This is a genomic window from Scytonema sp. UIC 10036, assembly GCF_009725235.1.
In genome coordinates this window covers 16,700-39,589 of the sequence record NZ_WJFC01000100.1, presented here as the reverse complement: position 1 = coordinate 39,589, position 22,890 = coordinate 16,700, and the positions used below count along the sequence as shown (strand labels likewise).

General features: G+C 39.9%; 17 protein-coding genes and 1 pseudogene. 10 read left to right on the top strand and 8 right to left on the bottom strand.

Annotated features, from left to right (window positions below; all coding sequences use genetic code 11):
• Positions 1–53 precede the first annotated feature (53 nt).
• The 3 genes from F7734_RS35385 to F7734_RS35375 form a co-directional block, all read right to left on the bottom strand.
• A complete protein-coding gene (locus tag F7734_RS35385) occupies positions 54–2,129 on the bottom strand; it encodes a PAS domain-containing sensor histidine kinase (protein WP_155749181.1) in 2,076 nt (691 codons plus the stop codon).
• A 440-nt stretch (positions 2,130–2,569) separates the two neighbouring features.
• Positions 2,570–3,193: a Uma2 family endonuclease gene (locus F7734_RS35380; RefSeq protein WP_155749180.1), complete on the bottom strand. Its 624-nt coding sequence runs from the start codon at positions 3,191–3,193 to the stop codon at positions 2,570–2,572.
• A 26-nt stretch (positions 3,194–3,219) separates the two neighbouring features.
• Positions 3,220–4,665 carry a Rieske 2Fe-2S domain-containing protein gene (locus F7734_RS35375; protein WP_155749179.1) on the bottom strand — a complete coding sequence of 482 codons (1,446 nt, stop codon included), beginning with the start codon at positions 4,663–4,665 and terminating at the stop codon, positions 3,220–3,222.
• 206 nt (positions 4,666–4,871) lie between these two features.
• Between F7734_RS35375 and F7734_RS35370 the strand changes: the two genes are divergently transcribed.
• From F7734_RS35370 to F7734_RS35350, 5 genes are all read left to right on the top strand, one after another.
• A complete protein-coding gene (locus F7734_RS35370; protein ID WP_155749178.1) occupies positions 4,872–5,639 on the top strand; it encodes a PAP/fibrillin family protein in 768 nt (255 codons plus the stop codon).
• Between the two features lie 75 nt (positions 5,640–5,714).
• Positions 5,715–5,903: a hypothetical protein gene (locus tag F7734_RS35365; RefSeq protein ID WP_155749177.1), complete on the top strand. Its 189-nt coding sequence runs from the start codon at positions 5,715–5,717 to the stop codon at positions 5,901–5,903.
• 24 nt (positions 5,904–5,927) lie between these two features.
• Positions 5,928–6,677, top strand: a complete 750-nt coding sequence (locus tag F7734_RS66360; RefSeq protein ID WP_347566342.1) for a pentapeptide repeat-containing protein — start codon at positions 5,928–5,930, stop codon at positions 6,675–6,677.
• A 2-nt stretch (positions 6,678–6,679) separates the two neighbouring features.
• On the top strand, positions 6,680–7,081 hold the full coding sequence (locus tag F7734_RS35355; protein WP_155749175.1) for a hypothetical protein: 402 nt from the start codon (positions 6,680–6,682) through the stop codon (positions 7,079–7,081).
• Positions 7,075–7,833, top strand: coding sequence for a Uma2 family endonuclease (locus tag F7734_RS35350; protein ID WP_155749174.1), 759 nt, complete (start codon positions 7,075–7,077; stop codon positions 7,831–7,833). Before F7734_RS35355 ends, F7734_RS35350 begins: the two co-directional genes overlap by 7 nt.
• 175 nt (positions 7,834–8,008) lie before the next feature.
• On the opposite strand, the gene F7734_RS35345 is transcribed toward F7734_RS35350, so the two are convergent.
• From F7734_RS35345 to F7734_RS35335, 3 genes and pseudogenes are all read right to left on the bottom strand, one after another.
• Positions 8,009–8,200 (bottom strand): hypothetical protein, encoded by a 192-nt coding sequence (locus tag F7734_RS35345; RefSeq protein WP_155749173.1) that lies wholly within the window; start codon positions 8,198–8,200, stop codon positions 8,009–8,011.
• The gene (locus F7734_RS35340; RefSeq protein ID WP_155749172.1) at positions 8,197–8,583 is read right to left on the bottom strand and encodes a PIN domain-containing protein; all 387 of its coding nucleotides are present in this window, start codon (positions 8,581–8,583) and stop codon (positions 8,197–8,199) included. Before F7734_RS35340 ends, F7734_RS35345 begins: the two co-directional genes overlap by 4 nt.
• A gap of 333 nt (positions 8,584–8,916) precedes the next feature.
• Positions 8,917–9,171 (bottom strand): annotated as a pseudogene (locus tag F7734_RS35335) (filamentous hemagglutinin N-terminal domain-containing protein); the annotation flags it as partial.
• A gap of 47 nt (positions 9,172–9,218) precedes the next feature.
• Between F7734_RS35335 and F7734_RS35330 the strand changes: the two are divergent.
• Complete coding sequence (locus F7734_RS35330; RefSeq protein ID WP_026134901.1) at positions 9,219–9,458, top strand: hypothetical protein; 240 nt, start codon at positions 9,219–9,221, stop codon at positions 9,456–9,458.
• 107 nt (positions 9,459–9,565) lie between these two features.
• Positions 9,566–9,937, top strand: coding sequence for a DUF3368 domain-containing protein (locus F7734_RS35325; RefSeq protein WP_243147259.1), 372 nt, complete (start codon positions 9,566–9,568; stop codon positions 9,935–9,937).
• 90 nt (positions 9,938–10,027) lie between these two features.
• Here F7734_RS35325 and F7734_RS35320 read toward each other — a convergent pair whose 3' ends face one another.
• Both F7734_RS35320 and F7734_RS35315 read right to left on the bottom strand, forming a co-directional pair.
• A complete protein-coding gene (locus F7734_RS35320) occupies positions 10,028–10,408 on the bottom strand; it encodes a hypothetical protein (RefSeq protein WP_347566341.1) in 381 nt (126 codons plus the stop codon).
• A 518-nt stretch (positions 10,409–10,926) separates the two neighbouring features.
• A complete protein-coding gene (locus tag F7734_RS35315) occupies positions 10,927–12,939 on the bottom strand; it encodes an NAD-binding protein (protein ID WP_347566340.1) in 2,013 nt (670 codons plus the stop codon).
• Between the two features lie 756 nt (positions 12,940–13,695).
• Between F7734_RS35315 and F7734_RS35310 the strand changes: the two genes are divergently transcribed.
• Genes F7734_RS35310 through F7734_RS35300 form a run of 3 tightly spaced genes read left to right on the top strand, consistent with a single transcriptional unit; the run spans position 13,696 to position 22,603 of the window.
• On the top strand, positions 13,696–17,775 hold the full coding sequence (locus F7734_RS35310; RefSeq protein ID WP_155749169.1) for a filamentous hemagglutinin N-terminal domain-containing protein: 4,080 nt from the start codon (positions 13,696–13,698) through the stop codon (positions 17,773–17,775).
• Positions 17,765–19,678, top strand: coding sequence for a ShlB/FhaC/HecB family hemolysin secretion/activation protein (locus F7734_RS35305; protein ID WP_155749168.1), 1,914 nt, complete (start codon positions 17,765–17,767; stop codon positions 19,676–19,678). Before F7734_RS35310 ends, F7734_RS35305 begins: the two co-directional genes overlap by 11 nt.
• Positions 19,679–19,714: 36 nt before the next feature.
• The gene (locus F7734_RS35300; RefSeq protein WP_155749167.1) at positions 19,715–22,603 is read left to right on the top strand and encodes a CHAT domain-containing protein; all 2,889 of its coding nucleotides are present in this window, start codon (positions 19,715–19,717) and stop codon (positions 22,601–22,603) included.
• The last annotated feature ends 287 nt before the right edge of the window (positions 22,604–22,890 follow it).

Here is a 22,890-nt window from a genome sequence, read left to right as displayed (position 1 = left end):
GTTCCTCAACCCAACCTACAGAATACATTAAGATTGACTTTATAAATGAACTTTTATGTCATACTTAATACTGAATGCAAGGTTTTTAGTAATTGCTGGATTGTGTAAGGCTTTAACAAAAATGCTTGAACATTCTGCTTAAAAGTTTCAACTATCTTTCTATTGGATTCCAGTCCGCTTATAGCAATAATTTTTACTAATGGATTAATTTTTTGTAAGCTGCGGATAGTATCTATCCCATTTAGAGATGGCATCATGATATCCATCACGACTACATTGATTTCTTGTTGATGTTGGGTATACAGTGTGAGTGCCTCAATCCCATCACAAGCAGAGAGGAGTTTGTAGTTATGTGTGACCAATAAGGTTTTGCTAATTTCTTGAATAGCAAGTTCGTCATCAACAAACAGAATTAATTCTCCATTGCCTGTAAATAGCTCAATATCTTCCATGTGCTGAGAAACGCTTCCTTCCACTGCTGGCAAGTACACTTTAAATTGGGTTCCTTGTCCCACCTCGCTATACACTTTAATAAAACCGCCGTGGTTTTTCACAATCCCAAATACTGTAGAAAGACCTAATCCTGTACCTCTACCCATCTCTTTAGTTGTAAAAAATGGCTCAAAAATTCTGTCCATTATTTCTGGGGAAATACCAATGCCTGTATCTGATACAGTAACTACAATGTAGGTACCAACACTAACATCAGGATTCATGCTGACAAAAGTTGGATCGACAAAAATATTCTCTGCAGAAATACTTAATACACCACCATCGGGCATGGCATCACGTGCATTCACGCAAAGGTTCATAAAAATCTGTTGCAATTGAGTAGCATCTGCGAAAACAAATCCGATATCTGGTGAGATATTTGAGCAAATTTCAATGGATTTAGGAAACGTCACAAAGGTAATTTGCTGAAATTCTTCAAGTAAACGTCCGAGTTGAACAGCGGTGCGTTGACTTTCAATTCCTCGCGCAAACTGTAATACTTGCTTGACCAAAGCTGCTCCTCGTTTTACACTAGCTTCCACAGTTGTCAATAATTTCTGCTTTTTTTCATCTGAGAGTTTTGTATTCAAGAAGAGATGAGTTAAAGCAAGAATTGGCGTGAAAACATTGTTTAGATCGTGAGCAATACCACTAGCGAGGGTGCCAATACTCTCCAATCTTTGTGTGCGGAGGAACTGAGCTTCAAGTTTTTTCTTCTCGGTTATATCAGTAATAATAGCAATAAAATACTTTGGCTCTCTGTTTGAGTCTCGTACCAAAGATACAGTAAGATATATCCAAACGTAAGAACTATCTTTGCGGATGTAGCGCTTTTCCATTGAGTAAGTTTGGATTTCCCCTGCTAACATTTGACGAAGATACTCCAAGTCAATATCAAGGTCATCCGGATGCGAGATATCCTGAAAAGTCCGATCCAATAACTCCTGGTGTGTATAGCCAACAATGTCGCATAGCTTTTGGTTAACCAGTAGCCACCTTCCATCCATACGGACATGGGCAATCCCAACAGCTGCTGAATGAAATGTAGCTTTGAAGCGCTCTTCACTCTCGCTTTTTTCTATCTCTATTTGCTGCCGTTCATTGATTTCGCGTTGTAATTCAACGTTTGCTTTAGCAAGTTCATTAGTACGAATCTTTACCCTTGTTTCTAGCTCGTCGTTAGCCTTTTGTAAAGCTTCCTCTGCTTTTTGGCGTTTTACAATTTGATTTCGTAGTTCTAAATTTATGGCCTCAAGTTGTGCGGGACTGGGAAGGGCAAGTGCTTTAGGAACCAATTGCACCATTTCAAAAAAAGTATAAATTGATACTATTGCAGTGAAAGATTTTATAGACCCTGATAGCCAATAGGTTGGATGCCAAAGCGTCCAAATCTCCATGACATGAGTGGTACCACACGCAACAATAAAAGTTCCAAAGAGAAAAAATATTGAGGTGAATGGCAAATCTTGCCGCTTGCGAACAAAATAAACTAATATGATAGGAATTGAATAATAGGCAAGCGCTATCAGAAAATCGGATATAATATGCAGCCATACTAATGCTGGTTGCCATAGGTAGCAATATCCGTGGGGCATAAATTGTTCTGATGCTACCAAATATTTAAAAAATTCAACCATAAATAAAATAACCTTCTTATCATACAGCGTAATTATTAAAACTAGTAGTGCATCCTTTTAATTCAAATCTTCGGTTTTATCCGCAACTTATCTCGATAAATAGACCCACATCACATAGCATCGTGATGTGGGTAATAAAATTATACATAGGATAATGATGATAGAAATCCAGAATAGTATGGTATCATGTATTACTATCATCCTAAGCGTTTTTTGTATCACCTCGTTCCCAGGCTCCGCCAGGGAATGCCTCACGGGAGGCTCCGCCTCCTGTATGGCGAGGCGGAGCCTCTAGTAATGCATTCTGTGGTAGAACCACCGGAACGAGAGAAACGAGAGAACTACCGGAACGAGAGACGAGACGATTGTGTGTATGCGTGAAAGCGTCGATATCTACGAAAAACCCCCTACCACTTATGAAAGCGATCGGGGATTTTTCATTAAATCACAGAACCAAATACCTGTTGTGCGGTTAAATTCAACTGCCCAAAAGTAGGCGACGCAATCAAATCATCACCTCTGAACGGAGTCATTTGATATTCACCGTCAATCAACTCGCAAACAACGATTGTAGGTTGTTTAGGATTGCCGATAAACTTACGCCCGCCTAATGCAGCATAATCTACAATCCAATATTCAGGTATTCCCATCTCTTCATAATTACTGAATTTATTATGATAATCGTCGCGCCAGTTGGTTGAAACAACTTCGACTATCAACGGTACAGATTCAGGATAAATAACAGTCGATTCTTTTTTCCACAATGGTTCATTTTTTAAATTGTCCCGATTTAGTACTAATACATCGGGTATGTAGGCTGATTCACCATTAGGCGTTTTAACTAAAGCAGATTTTGGAATGGCGTAGGGTAGCTTACACTGCTTAAATTCAGTCACGATTTGTTCAGTTAAAAAACCTACAACATCTTCATGGTCACCAGTTGGCGGGGGCATCTCAATTATTACTCCGTTGTGTAGCTCATAGCGTAGGGGTGAGTTGTCTGGATACCATTCGATAAATTCATCGAAGGTAAATCGCTTTTGTAGTGGTAGTGTTTGGGTCATAAAAGTTACTGGTCATTTGTCATTTATCATTTGTCATTTGTCACTTTTTCAGGCAAATTCCTGGGCGGAACTGAGTGTCCATGATAAAATCGCTGCTCCAATTTGCCCAAACTAAACCAAATAGCAGCACCACTAATAACAGCCAAGGTTAGAGAGCTAATGGCGATGATATTTGCTTGCGGGTAAACAAACATTAGCAAAGGAAGCAGCGCCCAAACTAACCCTGTCACTGCAGCGACTCCCACCCGCAACCGTTGCAGGTTACTTAGAGCCTTGCTACAACTAGCACATTTCTTTGTATGGGAGTGGTATCTATCCAGTAAAATTTCCCTAGGCAGTGCCGGTGGTAGAGTTGTTTGTGGAAAAGGATCGATACTATATTGATTCACCCAGGAACGCAATTGGAATACAAATAAATCTGCTTTGGTTGGCAAATAAAATGCTTTGGTAAAGTTGGCACTACCACCACGTTGTTCCAGATACCGTTCTTGGTGATGCAGAAAAATTTGGTCATCTTCCAACACGCTATTTTGCCCGATGTGAGAGTACCAGCGCGGAGTTAGTTTGAGAAATATCCCTGGTAATTTTGAGGAGAACTTGAAGGGAAAACGCGCAAATAGCCGACATTCTCCCTTGCGAATGGGAGTCGCGTAGACGACTGTCAACGTCCTACCAAATTGTTTGGAAGTGAGGTCATGCCACATCATACCAGGAGCAATGAAGGTAGTATCCTGGCGACCTAGAGTTCCTTTCCGGGGACCTTCTGCCCACGTACCTTTAAATCCCCATTTCCCTGATTCTACAATTTCCAACTCTACAGGAGAGACATTCGCTCTGTTACCAACGGTACGGTGGTGGGTGTAAGGAATGTGACTGGTATCAAGGACGTTTTCCATCAATGTCAGAGCATCATAAGGTATGTCTCTAAAGGTATTGAGGCAAACCCAACCTTCTGGTTCTTCGTCCAAGATGTCAACAACAGGTACTTTAGTGTTAAACGCATTCTCTGGAGAACCGGGATAAACAAACAACATTCCTTGACGAACTGTGGTGGGTAGTGAAGTGACGCACGCACGTTGAGAAACTTCGGCTTTGTTTCCCGGAACCTGTTGCGGAATGCGATCGCACTTTCCATTTCCTGAAAATGCCCAACCGTGATATGGACATTCTAGCAAACCGTCTTCGTTGATTCTTCCTTCCGAAAGTGGCGCTAACCGATGGGGACATTGGTCTACAAATGCTCGCCACATCTGTTCTTTGCTATCCCACCAAATGACAATATCCCTCTCTAGTAAGGTGAAGCGAGTCAGCTGGGATTTGTCTAAATCTTCAATATAATGGACAGGATACCAAACTTCGTGCCAATCAAAGCGCTCAGGATCGAGTCCACCACTGGGGAGTTGTTTTGTGTCTTGAGTTTGAGAAGTGACGGAAAGAGGTAATTCCTCTGACTCGAGAATACTGCTAGACATGGTGGAATCAACAATAGTTTTGATATTTTATCCACTCAGAATCTAACAATTTTTTAATGAGTTGGGTGGGGTAGAGTGAAAAAATCAGCCCATAGGTTACAGTAGTTTTCAGGTAAATGAAGCAAACTTCTGTTCTTCTTGCGGTATTGGCGTCCTTGCCCGTACTGTATGAGTTGAAGCTAAGAGTCGCAATGACACCTTAACATATGGCAGTAGATACAGTAGATACGGAAAAACGTGCAGCAGCTAAAACAGCTTTGCGGGAAGCACTCGCTGCTTGTGGTGGAAATACCAAGAACCAAGCTGTGATTGCTGCAATTGAACATCTCCAATCGCTCAACCCAACAACAGCGCCAGCCCGTAGTGGTAAATTCATGGATAGTGAATGGTTGTTGATTAGTGCGCCAAATTTTCCTCGAGGCGAGCAACTTGCAGATGGAAGGTTTGCTTATACTCTTGGTAACCTGGCTTTCAATATGTTTCAACCGACAGAACTAAAAGTGGTAGCTGACCGAGTTTTCCAACCCGTCTTCTTATTAGAAAATGGCGAACAACAAACTCACGATATTGTGGTTGAATTTACCACTATTGATGAGACTATTCCTCAATTATCTGGGATTGTTCGCAACCAAGGAATATGTCAGCCGATTAGCGATACGGTATTGCAAGCACAATTTACGGGAGGAATTCTAACACCGAAAGTACCAACCAAACTAAATGAGTGGAAGGCTACTTTTGGAGAGCAGAGACAGTCTGCAAAGAAAACTTGGAAAGAAAGTTTAATGTCTGGTTTCTTGAAATTGATGTTTGGTATAGTTTCTTCAGGAGCTATGAATCCAGAGAATGGAGAAATTTCTTTTACGATGAAACGTTCTCCAAAAGGGCGTTTGGAAATTCTTTACCTGGATGAGGAACTGCGAATCACTCGTGGGGTGGAACGAGGAACAGTTTTAGTTTGTCAGCGACAACATTAACCCGTCATTTATGCTGTCAGAGAATATAGAATTGCCCAACAAATCATCAATAAATTTAAAAGCAATCAGCTAGAATTGACTCTTGATAATAAAAAATACTTTTATGCTCAGCTTCCCGATCAAATGGATAGAATAGAAAATTATGACTACGAATTATTACCTCCTGATAAAAAAGATAATTTTGATATGCAACACCTAATAAACGAAGCAGAAGAATACCTAATAAACATCGTCCCGCGTTTAGGGGGACAACCTTCTCAATAGCACTTTAAGTAAAATTTACCGAACATATGTACTATATCAAATCAATCACGGTGGCTTGTATATCTCTCAGATTCAAAACTAGAAGCTCATGAACAGTGGGTTGAGTCAGGATATACAGATAGTGGACGTTTAATACTTCAGGAGCGCAACTTATTAGGAGCTAATATTCCAGGTGCCAATTTAATCAAAGCACAATTTATCAAGTGTAATTTGAATAGTATAAATGTGCGAGGTGGAGATTTAACTAGTATAGAGTTAGTAGAGTGCAATCTAGAAAATGCGAGACTCGAATTATCAACCTTGGACAAAGCAACTATTAAAGATTGTAAATTTATAGGAGCTTATTTAAATGCCACAAACTTGACAGACGCCTTTATTCAAAGTGGAGATTGGAGCAACACAGACTTACACAGATCTGACTGGACAGATGCAGTTATAGAAAATGTATGCTTAAAAATAGCTCGTTTTCAAGGAGCGAGACTTCATAGAGCAACAATAACTAATTGTAACTTCCAAACTGCCAACCTAGTCGCCGCAACTGCACACGATACAGTCTTTAACCATTGCGATTTTAGAAATGCTAACTTAGAAGAATTTACTATAAAGAATACCAGATTTTATAAATGTGGATTTTATAACTGTAAAGGCATCCCAAAAATAGAAGGGAAGTGTGAGTTTATAGAACCGGACGTATCAGAAGAATTTGATGGAAGTAAAATAGTTAACCAAGATAAAATTTTAACACTTTGGAACAAAGCCTCACTCAGTATATAAAAATGCATACTATAACATTTAATGGAACCAGGTTTCAAGTATCAGAAGACCCCGATAAACTAATAGCCGATTTTTTAGCATTAGCATTATCTGATTACTATATAAATCAACTTGAAGAACTGTTTATTCCTGATGGAGAAGGAATAGACGATCTTTATGGCGATGTTAATATATATGCTTGTCGCGCTCGACACATAGATGACTTACCTGAGTATACAGAAAACATCTCTACAGTTCAACTTATTGAAAACGAAGCTTGGGTAATTTCCGCATCTGGCTTTTGTTATGAAGCTCAACCTATAATTATTTCTGGCTTGGAACTTAGGCAAATAATTACTGATACCCGCAAAGCATCTAAAATAATTTTAGAACCCCAAATCAAACTTGATACTCCGCCATGCTAGAGTACAAATTGCCGCGATCTCTACCTTCGGCAGAAGAACTGCCCGACTCGGACGAAACACCTGTGGATAACGAACTGCAAGAATTATTACCAGGACTGTTAAAAGCCACCCTGCTGATGCTTTGGTCTGAGCGGATGGACTGGTTTTTCGGCATTGATATGGGGATTTATACTCACCCAGATGAACCGCCAATCGTACCAGATGGATTTCTCAGTTTGGGTGTGGAAAGATTTTATGATGAAGAGTTACGTCCTAGTTATGCACTTTGGGATGAAAATGTCGTCCCAATTTTAGCTTTAGAAGTCGTCTCCCAAACTTATCGTAAAGAATACAGTGCCAAAAAAGATGAGTATGCAACGCTAGGCGTACTCTACTATGTAATTTACTCATCGCGTCGCCGTCGCAAACCTCGCTTAGAAGTACATAAACTAGTAAACGGTGAGTACGTATTACAGCAGGGAAACCCAGTTTGGATGCCAGAAATAGGGTTGGGAATAGGCTGTGCTCGTGGAAGTTATGGCGGAGTACCCCGCGAGTGGCTCTATTGGTACGACGAACACCAACAGCGATATCCTACACCCGAAGAACAGGTCAAAATAGCCCAACAGCAAGCACAAGCCGAAGCACAACGCGCACAAGCCGAAGCACAACGCGCACAAGCCGAAGCACAACGCGCACAAGCCGAAGCACAACGGGCTGAAAAACTGGCTGCCAAATTACGCGAGTTGAATATTGACCCCGATCAAATTTAGTTTTTGAGCAACAATTGAACCAATAGACATCTCCAAAAACTGTTAAAGCTTTTGTCTGACTACTTTCTAAGCTGCAAGTACGAACATCACAGATTAACTAGACTACAGGGGTTGGTGGGGGGATCGATAACGTGTGAAACTCCCAAAATAGCATTGAAGTTGCGTAAGTCCTAATTTACTCAAACAATTTTGATTTACCTTGTTTTTCTCGTGTTTCATTCAACGCCTGAATTAAAGCTTCAGAAGTTTCCTCCATTTCAGTTTCATCAAAAACCTTATCCCAATAATCCCAAAGTTCATCCAAGTTTTTAAACTTCTTAGTTGAATTTGTTTTGTACTTGGTATCTTCCGGAATCGTGACAATCACACTAGCAGAGGATATTTTTGGCTCATCTGTGAGCCATTTAATCTGACCGTTTTCAAGAATAGCTTTATAACTTTTGATCGCGCATGGTCTTTATCTACGGGAGATAAATTGACTGCTTGGTGAGCGATTTCAGCAGTCAGAGGAAACAACGTAATACCTGTTGGTTCCAAAGCCTCTTGAAACCAGCGATCGGCAATACAGGGCAAATTCAGTCGTCCCCGTTGTTGCGCGAGAGCAACCTCATAACAAGATACTGGGGAGATACCGACTTTATCAGCAGTTTCAATAGCTTCTCGCCAGTGGGGTGGAAATAAATCGAATTCTTGATTGATAAACCAAATCCAGATATGGGTATCGAGAACAATTATTTGAGATATTCCCAATCCTGTTCTTCAATGATGGAGCTAACCAAATCACCCAAAGTTCTACCTTTAAGAGCGATGGAAGCAGGGGGAGTCCGTCTTCAAGGGCGATGATGGTATTGGCATTTATTGCCATCTACACTCAGCTCAACTCTTCCCGAACCTGGTACTCCTCCCAACTCTACTCGACCACCAGGAGCAAACAGAGTTCCACCATCTAGCCTTACATCTCCGCCTACTAAGGGACTTCCAAAAATTTAATTCTCCATCTTGTGGAATGGACATCCTTGCCCGTTCCAAGTATCGGCACCACTCCACAAGAAAATTTTGGAGATTTTTTTATTTGGAAGTCCCTAACAACAGGCTCCTACCATCACGAACTTCTAAGCCACTTGTAGATTGATTGATGATAGGCTGAGTCGCAATTTGATTAAATAAAAAAGCTGAAGGATTCACACTTAGCAATTGATTTCCCGGCAAAACAGGCGAATTGAGGGAAAACTCACCACCAGGAAAGGCGATCGCATTCGCTGTCGTCGCTACAAAGGAACCACCAATATCTAACCGAGCATCTTGCCCAAATAAAATACCATTGGGATTCATCAAAAAATTGTATTAATATTTATCAAGAAGATTCTTGGTTTTGCGATAGATTTATGACTAGTAAGGAAGTACTTAGAAGTGTGGCGGCAGAAATTCAATTGTTCAATGATATTGAGCAGAAAGAAACGTTTCTGTTTGTGCTTGGGGCATTATTTTCGCGAGTGATTAGCTTAAAAAAAGCAGCAGAAATTATGGAAATAGAACCTAATGTATTTCTAGAATTATTAGACATGATGGGTCTAGAGTTTTCCTATCTCACTCCACAAGATGTTGCACTTGAAAAGGATTGGTAAGGAATGTGTTGATAGTCTTTAACTCCTCTCCATTAATTTTTCTAACACGTCTAGGATTTCTAAATACTTTTGTTGACTCTGCCAATGAATTCTATTTACCAACGTTTGTGGCAGAGGAAATCTCTGCTAAATCGGACAAAGCTAGTCAATCTGTGCAAGGGTTAATTGATTCAGGTAAGATAACGCCTAAAGCGATTAAGTTGACTTTTTTAGCCAACAGTCTAAACGCACGGCTAGGTTTAGGAGAGTCAGAAGCAATTGCTTTAGGCATTGAACTACCATGTGATTACATTATTTTAGATGACAACGCGGCTCGAAAGGAAGCAGTTCGGTTAGGACTTCAGGTGAAGGGGACTCTCGCAGTCATCAAGAAACTTCAGGCAGATGGTAAAATTACCATTGATAGCTTAGAGCAACTTTATCAACAGCTAGTAGCGATTAATTTCCGGCTTCAGCAAATTTTTCCGCCCACTCCTTAGAATATATGAGCTGCTTGTCGTTCTTAATCATGGCGACCATTCTCGTAGATTAATACCTATGATACCTTTTCTATTTTGTTCTCGGTCACGTTAGAAAAATTCGATTGACATTGTAGACTCATCTACGGGCTGGTCGGATGGATATATCTCACCCTTATACTTAGCTTTTTGTACTCCACTGTTATAAAAATTTAATATGAGAGGAGCATTTTTTCTTAGGTAGTTTATATCAACATCATCTCTATCCCAGCACATATCGAAATCTTCTGGCTCTAGTTTATTACTAACAAAACTGCCATCTATGTACGCAGTACAACATCCTGCTGCTTTTAATTTTGTCATTACCTCTTCTAAACCTTGTATCATTTTTGCTCGTTTAGGTGTATAACCAAACCTCTCTTGAAACGACCACCAGTCACAAAAGTGAACTCCTGGTGGTAGATTACCATTTTCGTCAAATTTAGGAATCATTATTAAGCAAAAAAAAAGAAGAAATTGATAGAGAAAGCATACCATTAAACTCAAGAACATCTACATTCAGTTATATCAACTCCCTCTTGTTAAGGCAGGCTAAGATACTCAAAAAGTCCCCCTTTTTATATCAAATCCGTTTGTATCGGAATTATTTCTCTTTCCTTTCTCTCTGCGCTCTCTGCGTCTCTGCGGTTTTTTAATTATTCATATGCTATCGGATTTGATATTAAAGGGGATTTAGGGGGATCTTGATGTGTTGCTTTAATGAGAATTGGTATTACGTAGTTCTATTTCATTTAGAGGATATATGAAAAGTAGTTAGCTGTCATTTTAATCACGTTATTACCCCCTTAGTCCCCCCTTATAAAGGGGGGAAATAAGAAAATTCCAGTTCCCCTTATAAAGGGGGAAATAAGAAAATTCCAGTTCCCTCCCCTTTCCAAGGGGAGGGTTAGGGTGGGGTAAAAATATTTGATACATTAATCATGACTTTTCAAACATCCTCTTAGACTAATTTATTTAACTGGAAGCAAAGAGCCAACAACTTGAGCTTTTCCTAATTCTAGAATTAGACGTTGGGCTTGATGTTTGTAGAGTGGCACAGGCAAGGTTTCTGGTAAATTTTTCATCAAGTTTCTCGCAACATTAAGATTGCATCCTGAAATTCGAGCGATAACATTGGCTCCCTCAAATTTTGCATCTTCTGTTAAAGCTCTTGCAATATGAACTTGCCAATTTTTTAACGCCAGCCTAGTGTCCCCCTGCTCAACCCTTTGTAAACCATGGCTTGTTGCGATTACAACCATGCGATCGCCTACAGCTAAGCGAATATCTTCTGAAGGCATTAGCTTTGGTATTTCTGCATCTTTTTGGTAAAGGATGGGAACAACACCATAACCACAGGTAACTTCAGATAATAATAAACCATTAAGCGTATCGCCAAGTTCAATCTGGTATTCTGTTACCAAAATAGTTGTGCGATCGACGCGAAACAAATGAGTAATATTTTCTCCAAATGCTGCTCCAGCAAAAACTTCAGCTGCTACAGCATTCACGCATAGAACTTGAGCCTTCGGCAAAAGTTCAGCCAAATTATTACTTAACCCTAGCCCTGTAGTACGAACAACCAAATTGCTTTCTGGATTGACATCATAGGTCATGAGACTGACTTCCAAATTCAACATTTCATCATCAGTCACCACCACAACACTCTTTGCTGTCTTAAGATTTGCCTTAGCAAGAGACTCTGTTAGGGAACCATTAAGGAGTGGCATTTTTGGCAAAAGAGACGTATCTAAATTTGTATGAAAGGTAATACCAACAAGCGGCTGTTTAAACTCTTGTAAAATTTCCGCGATTCTTTGACCAATTCGACCAAGCCCTACCACAACTACGTGATTTTTTTGGGGAACGGGTGGACGCCGCTTAATTAACTGAAACCTAGCGGCTAAGAGTCTTTCTGTCAAAAAACTATAGAATATTCCTACCAGAACTGTACCACTAATTGTCATCCCCAAGCTAATCAGTCGCAACCAAAGAGGAACTGGTTGTGTAAAATCGAATCCTCCAAACAGATCGTTAAATCCTCCTAAGAGCAGCATAACTGAAGTCAAAAAAGCATCTATCAAGCTGATTTTGGGATAGGTTAACCGATACAGAATAGTACCAAAGAGCAATAAAAAGACTACAATCGCTCCACAAATAATACCTATCTGTTTGAGCCGATTCTTATCAGGATTTTGCCAAAATTCAGTTATTTTTTGCTTAAAAGTATTCCAATTAAGTTGTTTGACTCTTGTTAATAAATAATAGGGGTTATACCATTTTTTTCTTATTGGTTGCTCTAAATAAGTGAGATTTAGATTTGTTGTTTCAATATAAACAATCGTGTCTCCAGGTGTAATGCGTGCATCTAATTCCCATTCATCAAATAATTTGAGTGAAGCAGCATCAGATTTATAATGAAGGAGCCGACGGTTGTGAGTGTTAAGATCGTATAGCAAACGGTTGTTGCACCAAGTGTCTGTTGATGAGATAACGCGTTTCACCACCCGCAACCACTGTCCTTCTAAATTAAATAATCCTAATGTCTCTGTACCAAGAGCAGCAAGGGCAAAGGCTGGAGCGGGTAACTGCGTAGGCTCAAAAGCAGTAAAGTTTTTTAAATGCTCGCTCAATAACTCATTGAGATTTCTTTTTGAAGAACGGACAACCAAACGAGTTTTGGGATTCAGCTTTCGTACTGCTAAAGCTGTCTCTGCATTGACTTGTTCGCTATTAGTCACTATAAGAGCTGCTCTGCACTGTAGAATTTGGGCTTGCTCTAAAACACTTGAGTGACGACAATCACCTACGATCAAATTATCCAACAAATCTGGAAGTTGAGAAATTTCCCACTCTTGAGGCAGCTGTTTGTCTATAGCAATTACGCTCACTTCAAACAGCTTCAGGGCAACAACACAATGTTGTCCCAAACTACCCAACCCACAAACCAAAAACCGATCTAATACCACTTCGGTCTTTGCCACTCAATAGATGGATATTATATCACTGTCTTGAAAATAGGGAGTAGGGGGTAGGGGGTAGGGGTTCGGGAAGAGGGATTTTCATGGTAAGATTTGTGAGATTTTCCCGTGAATGACTTTCTTAATGTAGATATCTTGACTGGAATAGGAAAAAATGCTTTTCGAGCACAAGCCGTCGGCAAAATTACAGCCGTTTTCAGGTAAATAGACCACAATCGTAGGGGCGCAATGCATTGCGCCCTTACAAACGGTGTGGTTCATTTAGGTGAAAACTGCTGTAATAACCCAATTGGAGCGATTGTAAATAATATTTAATCTACTGTGAACTAGATTTAAGATTTATTTCCCAAATCTATGGAGAAGTGCATAAGTTGGCTTGACTGACACTTATAGAATATTGGCAAAGCAAAGTCGTTATTTTCTCTGAAGTACCGACAAAGCTCTTACATCAGAATACAACTAACTACAAGCTACAAAACTAAAAATATTATGAAAAATGATATGTTTAAGTTGTGATATGAAATAATGATAAACTATCCAAGTCTCCCTCCTAAAGATAGATACTTACTCTCTCTTTAGATAGATATTTTCACGAGTTCTAGTGCTTTCTAAATAGCGTTAGTACTTAAAGTTACTGTGCATAAGTCGAAAATTGGCATGAGATTAGAGTTTTACTCATGTTTCATAGGGTGTGTCCGAGGTTAGAAAAATAAGATCGGAACGGATGAAATTACAGTGCATGAGTGGGGTTAAAATAATATGACAAGGCGTACCTGCAATAAGTATTGGTTGCAAGTAGGTATCGGATTAATTGCAGTAGGTGGAAGTCTTTTTTGCAGAAATATTGCAGTTGCCCAAATTGTTCCAGATAATACTCTAGGTGCAGAAAGTTCTGTTGTTACACCAAATGTCGATATAAAGGGTATTACAAGCGATCGCATTGATGGAGGTGCAATTCGCGGTTCTGGTTTATTCCATAGTTTTCAAGAATTTAACGTGGGGGAAGGGCGAGGAGGCTATTTCAGTAATCCGGTTGGAGTTGAGAATATTTTCAGTCGGGTGACGGGGGCAAATGCTTCCAATATTTTTGGAAAACTTGGTGTATTGGGTAATGCCAACTTATTTTTGCTCAATCCTAATGGGATTCTTTTTGGTCCCAATGCTTCGTTAGATATTAAAGGTTCGTTTTCAGCGAGTACAGCTAACAGTTTGAATTTTGGGGATGGGAAACAGTTTAGTGCTACGAATCCTACGGCTCCACCATTGCTAAGCGTGACAGTACCTTTGGGAGTGCAGTTTAACCAACAACAACCAAAAGCGATCGCCAATTCTGGGAATCTTGCAGTCGGGACTGGGCAAAACTTAACGCTGTTGGGTGGTACGGTGGCTAGTACTGGGCAGTTGTCAGCACCGTCTGGACAAGTTGCGATCGCAGCAGTGCCTGGTGGGAGTGTAGTGAATTTGAGTCCACTAGCACAATTGCTAAATATTGAAACTTCATCACCTGTAACGAGTGTAGGTTCATCTTCTCTAACTGAGTTACTGACAAGCGTTGATGAAAAATCGCATCCAGGGCTGACAGTAAACGGTAATGGACAGGTGGAGTTAACGGGATCGGGTTTATCTGTGGTGGATGGCGATGTGGTAGCACGCAACGTCACGGCTCAGACTGCAACACTCACAGCAAATAATAATCTGACTTTGGTGGAGAGTCAGATTGGTACGACTGGAGATTTGAACCTGTTGGCGGGTAATACAGTGCGGGTGCGGGATAGTGTGGCGAATCCTTTTGTTGCTCAAGCTGGAGGACAGTTATTGGTTCAAGGGAAGCAAGGGGTTGATATTTTTGCCTTGAGTCATCCTTCGAGTGGGCTGGTTTCGGGAAGGGATATGGTGTTGCGATCGGCTAACACTGTAGGAGGAGATGCTCATTATTGGACGGGTGGTAGTTTTCGGATAGAGAAACTGGATGGTAGTTTAGGAGGTTTAATCAGTCCATACGATCCCGTAATTCGAGCTAGGGGAGATGTGAGGTTTGCTAGCTACACAGGAGCTTCACTACATATTTTTGCGGGAGGAAGTGTAACTATCAACGGCACAGTTACGATTACGGGTGCAGATGAAGATTTTGGACTTCCTGAAGAGAGAGTGTTCTTGTCGGATGATGACCCGAATGGCGATCGCTCTTTTGTAGATATTGATGGCACAAACTCTCCAACTCTAGATATTCGAGCAGGTACAACTGCTTTCGGAACTGTAGGATTAACACCGAATTCCATCCCAGAAATATTTCCACCAAACTTTAGTGTCGAGCCAACAAGTATTCCAACAAGCGCGAATATAACTGTAGGAAGTATCCGTGTACTAGGTAGTGCTCAAATATTTCTAACTAATCAATTTGAGCCAAATCGCGTACTAGGTGAAGGCTTAAGTATTCAGCCAAATCCCGAACCGATTCGAGGTTCAATTAATATCACAAGTAGTACCCTAGCATCAAATGATTTAGGTTCCTACTCAATTATTGGCTTTGGCGATCGGGTCACAATAGATGCTAGAGGTGATATCAATATTGCTGAAGGAATTATTACTGGTGCTAGTAGTAGCATAGGTAGAGGCGGAGATATCAAAATTCTAAGCGGAGGAACAATTCAAATCAATGAGGGAGGACGCGATAGAAATAGTTCTATTCGGGGTAGTCTAGTTTCTGAGACGAACGGTAGTGGTGGTAATATTAGCCTCACGGCAGCCAGAAACATTACTACAACGGGGAATATAACTTCTTCAGTTATATCTGGTTCTACTGGAAATGGTGGCAACATTACCTTAAGAAGTAATTTTGGTGAAATTAACACAAGAGGAATAACTATAAGCTCTACGTCTAGTAATGGAAATGGAGGAGATGTTACTCTCACATCTCGTGGTAACATTTACTCTGGCAATATACTAGCTCGTAGTAATAGCGATAGTCAAAATACAACAGACTTTGCCGAAATTAATTTAAACTCATTAGAGGGAACAGTTTTTTTAAATCAATCCCAATTGAATACAACTAATACTGGAACAGGTTTTGCAGGAGATATCAGTATTAATGGTAGAACTATTCAGATTAACAACAACAGTAGAATTGAGAGTCAAGGTGACATTGGAAAAATCTTTATAGGAATTGATGCGGACAATAGAGTAAATGCTAATAATGTCACTATCAGCAATAGCTCTGTAAATACTAATAGCAATGGTAGTGGTTTTGCAGGAGATATCAGTATTAATGGTAGAACTATTCAGATTAACAGCAACAGTAGAATTGAGAGTCAAGGTGACATTGGAAAAATCTTTATAGGAATTGATGCGGACAATAGAGTAAGTGCTAATAATGTCACTATCAGCAATAGCTCTGTAAATACTAATAGCAATGGTAGTGGTGTTGCAGGAGATATCAGTATTAAGGGTAGAACTATTCAGATTGACAACAATAGTAGAATTGAGAGTAAAGGAGACACTGGACAAATCTTTATAGGAATTGATGATAGCGATAACATAACTGCTAACGATGTAACTATTAGCAATAGCTCTGTAAGTACTACTAACAATGGTAGTGGTGTTGCAGGAGATATCCGCATATATGCTAACAATGATGTAAAAATTACTAGCAACAAAAATGATAATATTGTCAGCAATGGGTATTTTGGAAGAATTTTTGTTGAAGCTGGTAGGAATGTAGATATCAGAAACAGTACCTTGACTGCCCAAGCTGTGGGAGGTTTACCCGAACCCACAGGAGAAACTACTAGTCGGGCTGGAGATATTAAAGTTACTTCAAGAAATGGAAAAATTGAGATTAATAACTCGTTCTTGTTCACTTCCACTGGATCTCAATTCGCGTCTGCTGGAGATATTACGCTAACTGCTCGACGAGATGCCATCTTGATTAATGATAGTGATATCAGAAGTAGAATTCTCAATAACCAACCGTTAGCAGCTGGAAACATAGAAATTTATACAGATAAACTGACTGTTGACAACTCTGAAGTTACTGTAAGTAGTGAAAGGGCACAGGCAGGTAATCTCAGAGTTTTCGCGAAGACCATCTCTCTAAATCAAGGGATACTCCGTGCTACAACTGGGAGCAACAGAGATGAGGCAAACATTTTCCTGCGAGGAGTTGCTAACTCTCCACTTGATTTATTGCACTTACAGAATGAAAGCCGAATAGAAGCTAATGCCACCAGATCAGCGACAGGTGGCAATGTTACCATCAATACTCGGTTACTCCTTGCACTCCCATCAAGACCAAATGGTAGCGACATCAGTGCTAATGCTATTGCACAAGGTACAGGTGGTAAAGTTAATATCACAGCAAGACCCTTAGGAGTATATGGTATTGAGTTTCGACCAAATGTTAAACCATCAGAGATTTTATCAAATGGCTTAAATGATATCACTGCCTCATCTCAAAGTGGTCGATTTGGTATTGTGTCACTTCGCTTACCCGATGTCGATCCCAGACGTGGATTTATTCAATTGCCAGAAGATTTGGGTGATTCTTCAAAATTTATTGACCCCAGTTGTCCGGTGGGTGGAAAACGGGCAAGGAGTCGGTTTGTTGTCACTGGGCGCGGAGGGTTACCGCCTAACCCTGGTTCAGTCTTGAACAGTGACATACTTTTGGGAGAGAGCGGGACGATCTCACCCTCAACAAACAACTCCCCAACTCCTACTGTAGAAGCCCAAGGTGTTGCAATCGGACCGAAAGGAGAAATTATTCTCACCGCTAATCCATCTCAACTAACCTCCTCATACAGCCCTTGGCAACAGTTTACAGGAGGTTGTGATGAAAATTAAGTGGTTCCAAAAAATACTTACTTTATCAACACTTACCTTGAGTCTATTGATACATACACGCATATATGCTGTTGAAGTTGCTCAAGCTCCTCCACCAAACCTTCCTCCACAACCCAAATTACCAAGAGATTTGCCTCCTCCTCAAGATGTGACCCCTCCGGTGACTGAGCCTCCTCAACAACCACAAGCTCCTTCACCACCACCACCTCAAGAGAACCTTTTACCAACGACACCTACTCCACAACTGGAAAAATCACCAGAAGCAGAATTTCCTGAAGACTTCCCAATTGTAATCACCAGGTTTGAATTTCTAGGAAGCACAGTCTTTAAAGACGAAGAATTGCTCCGAGTTATTGAAGATGCTTTAAATGGTGTGAGCAATGAGTCGGATGAGAATTCTCCAAAACCCGATCGCAATTCTGTTCCAACTGAGAGACAAGGTAACATTAGATTGCCCAGAACAGAACAAGACAAACCTGTAACACTTACCTTTGCTCAATTACTTCAAGCTCGTTCTGCAATTACCAATTATTACATTAAGAAAGAATATATTACCTCTGGAGCATTGATCCCAGAACAGACTATCGCACCAAAAGGAGGTGTTGTTAGGATTCAGATCGTTGAGGGTAGTATTGAAGAGATTCGAGTAATTGGAACTCGGCGCTTAAATCAAAATTATATTCGCAGTCGAGTTGCTCTGGGGACAAAAAAACCTTTGAACCGAAAGCGCTTGCTAGATGCACTGCGAGTTCTTCAAATTCCACAAAATTACCAGCAATATTCTTTGATTGAGAGCTTGTCTGCTGAGTTATCCGCAGGTTCTCGCTTTGGAAGCAATTTGTTAGAAGTGAAAATTAAAGAAGCAAGATCCTTTCATACTTTTGTAAATTTGGATAACAACCGATCTCCCAGTGTTGGTAGTTTCCAAAGAGGAATTGAACTCAGAGAAGATAACTTATTAGGGATTGGAGATAGTTTGAGTGGAGTTTACACCAATACAGATGGTAGCGATAAATTTGACTTTAGTTATGTTGTCCCCTTGAGTCCCAGAAACACAACTCTCACTCTCAGCTATAACACCACCTCCAGCAACATTATTGAAGAACCCTTTGATGTCTTGGATATTTCATCAGAATCACGGGAGTACCGAATCACTCTCAGCCATCCAATTATTTTAACTCCCACTCAAGAACTCACCCTTGGACTCACTGGCTCACACCAACAAATTGAAACTTCTTTGGGATTTAAAGACATTGGATCTTTTCCCCTTTCACCAGGATCTGACAACCAAGGACGCACTCGCATCACAGCACTCCGGTTTTTTCAACAATGGATTCAACGTGGCGATCGCTCAGCTTTGGCACTTCGTTCTCAGTTCAATTTTGGACTTGATGCACTAGATGCCACTATTAATAAAGTTGAACCAGATGGTCAATTTTTTGCATGGAGAGGACAAGCTCAATGGGTACGTAGTTTTGCAAAAGATACTCTTTTAGTTCTACGGGGTGACATACAAGTGTCAGATAGAAGACTGGTACCTTCAGAACAATTTGCATTAGGTGGTTTGTCAAGTGTGAGAGGATACCGTCAGGACGCCTTAATATCAGATAACGGTTTTTTTGGTTCTGTGGAAGCCCGGTTACCAATTCTACGAATTCCTAGAGTCCGAGGACTTTTACAAGTCGCACCATTCGTAGATTTTGGTACCACATGGAACAACTTTGAGACAGCAGAATCTAGGGATAACACCTTAGCATCTGTTGGTCTCGGTTTGCGATTGAGGATAGACAACACTTTGGATGCTCGTTTCGACTGGGGAATTCCCCTCATCGCTATTGACTCAGACAAAAGAACTTTACAAGAAAACGGCGTATATTTCTCCGTCATATGGAACCCCTTCTAAAACCGTAAAAAATGTACTTTTCATAACTCAATATCTATGCATAAGATAAAACATCGCGTTATAACTATACTCTTACTATTCCTTCTAGGATTTATTTCCGTTTTTTGTACTCAAGAGTTCTTAGGAAAGCAGGTACTTGGTAAATCCACAACAATAGAGTTAATTTGCTCGAGAACACCAACCCTTGCTCCTGAAGAGTTAAGCAAGAACGGTAGAATAAGTTATGACAGAGGACAATTTGATGAAGCCAGAGACTGTTGGCAAAGAGCCGCTGTAGCCTATTATCAATTAAAAAATGAGACCGAGACTATCAACAACCAAATTAATCAAGCGCAAGCAGAACAAGCTTTAGGATTTTCCCCTAAAGCCTGTAACACGTTACTGCAAATCCACGGCTACAAAGATGCTTGCACAACCCTATTAGAAAATCCACAGCAATTACAAGAAAAAAAGGAGCAAAATTCCCAAGAGTTTCCGGAGGAAGATAAGCAAAAGTTACAAAAAAAGTTTTTCGACTCTCTTTTTGAGAAATCAGTAGGTTCTTCTACCAAACTCATTGGCTTACGCAGTTTCGGTAATGTCTTACGAGGACTTGGTGAGCTAGACTTATCTAATTATGTTTTGTTACAAAGTTTGAATAATGCTCAATCTCAAGAAGAACAGTCAGCAATTTTGTTTGACCTTGGTAATACCAGGCGTGCTTTAAGTAATAAAGAACAGGATTTGTATAGCCGCTCTGGAAATCGGCAAAATATTGTTTGTGCCATTGTTAACGCATATGCAGCTACAGATGCTTACCAACAGGCTATAAAGTACTCCGGTTCATCACCAAATTCTTTATCTACTCTACAACTACAGGCGGATTTAAATAAGTTAAGTTTTTTACTTGATTTAAAAGATTGGCACAACGAAATTGATAGAAAGGAAAATGTTTTCATCCAGTTATTTAGTAAAAATAGTAATTTACTCAAAATAAAAGTCGCAACTTGCAAAGAAAGAATACAGTACACAGATTCTAATGAACCACTTATTCAAAATATAGGTGGCGAAATCGGTAACAGTGGAAGTAGCAGGATTCAAAGTTGGCTTTTTGGACAATTATCAAATAATCCCATTATACAATCGCCATACATTAATAGACTGCAACAACAAATTGAGGGTTTGCCACTGAATCATACAACCCTCTATACAAGACTAAATTTTGCCAAAACTTGGATGCAATTTCAAAGTTTGTCTGAGACTCAATATCAACAAATTGAAAGCTTTCTCAATGAAACAATCGAGCAAGCAGGAGGTAAAAAAGATAAAAAATTACGAGATATAAGGGCGGAATCTTACGCTTTAGGATATCTGGGTAAGCTGTATGAAGACAAAAAACAATGGGATTTAGCGAGGAAAAAAACTCAGAAAGCACTGCTCATAGCTCAATCTATTCCAGCCCCAGATATAGCATATCAGTGGCAGTGGCAGTTAGGACGTATTTACAAACCCGAACTTGGAAAAAATGAGCGGGTGAAAGCTAAAGAAATACAAAACGATTTGAAAGACATAAAAGAAGCACGGGAAGCATATGGAGGTGCTTTTGAAACACTGCAATCCCTGCGTCGAGAGTTAGCGTCTGGTAGCCCTGATGCACAATTGTCCTTTTTAGAGGAAATCGAAACAGTTTATCGCGAATATGTTGATGTATTGCTACGAGATGAAGAGCCAGAACAAGTTCATCTCTCTCAAGCTCGCACAGTTATTGCTTCTCTACAAGCAGTAGAACTGGAAAACTTTTTGCGCCAAGCTTGTCCTGAGAACAATGTACAGGAAATCGATAAGGTTCTTGAAAAAGAAGCTAAGACAACAGCTTTCATATACCCGATTGTTTTAGAAGATAGAATTGAGCTTATTCTGAAGCTTCCAAATAAAGATAAAGAGCTAAAACGCTTTAGAAAAATGGTTAAGCGCGATGATGTCGAAAAGTTGGTTGAACAGTTGCAACTAGATCTGGAAGAAGAGTATACGTTTGAAGCTGTCAGAGAAGAAGCCAATCAATTGTATAATTGGCTGATGAAAGATGTAGACCAATATATTGACACAAATTACAAAACTATTGATAACCTTGTGTTTGCTTTAGATACAAATTTGCGGAATATTCCATTAGCCGCACTGGTTGTTAATTATGATAAGGCTTCAGATAAGGTTGAATATTTGATTGATAAGTATGCGATCGCACTCGCTCCTAGATTAGATATTCCATCCCCTACATTGCTTCTAGACAAAAAATTAAAAATTTTAGCTGCTGGTTTAACTGAACCAAGTCCAGAAGTACAAGAACGACGAAAATTCTCTAAACTGCGTTATGTGGATGACGAACTAAAAGTTATAGAAGCATTAAATAAAAGTAATAACCGAGTTTCTATAATTCAACTTCCCAATGAAAATTTCAATACTAAGAAATTTCAAAGTGAAATCAATACTTTAGCTTTTCAAATTCTGCACTTAGCAACACATGGTGAATTCAGTTCGCTTCCTGAAAACACCTTTATTTTAGCTTACGACAATATTGTGCCAATCAAACAAATAGGTGATATTTTCCGAATCCAAGCTCAAAATCAACTTGAACCCATTGAATTACTTGTACTGAGCGCGTGTGAAACTGCGGCTGGTGATCGACGAGCAACTTTAGGAATTTCTGGTGTAGGTGTACGAGCGGGTGCTCGTAGTTCTCTTGCTTCTCTTTGGACACTGGATGATAAAATTAGCGTTGAGTTTACTCAAAAATTTTACGACCAGCTCATTAATAAGCCTAAACAAAAAAAAGCTAGACAAACAAAAGCTCAAGCCCTACAGCAAGCTCAACAAGAACTAAAAGCTTCACCTGGGCGCGAGCATCCCAGATATTGGGCTCCTTACATTTTATTAGGGAACTGGTTGTAGTTTAGAAACCTGGTTTTTTAGACAATACCTTCGCCATTTTTGAAGGGTAAAGTGGTGGTGCTTTAACCATGAAAGCCCGTTCTTCTGTGACAAGGCAAAAATCATTAGTCTTGAAAAACAGCCTCAGGTTTTCCGTCAGGAATTTTTTATTCAATAGCCTGCACAGCAAGACATTGAGATTCTGGCATTTAACCGCAAGAATAAGAAATTTTCGTCTTCTTATGGCAAAAGTTTGTGTACGAGGCAAAAATGGCAAAATTGGTCTAGGCTTCTATTTTGGCGAAGGT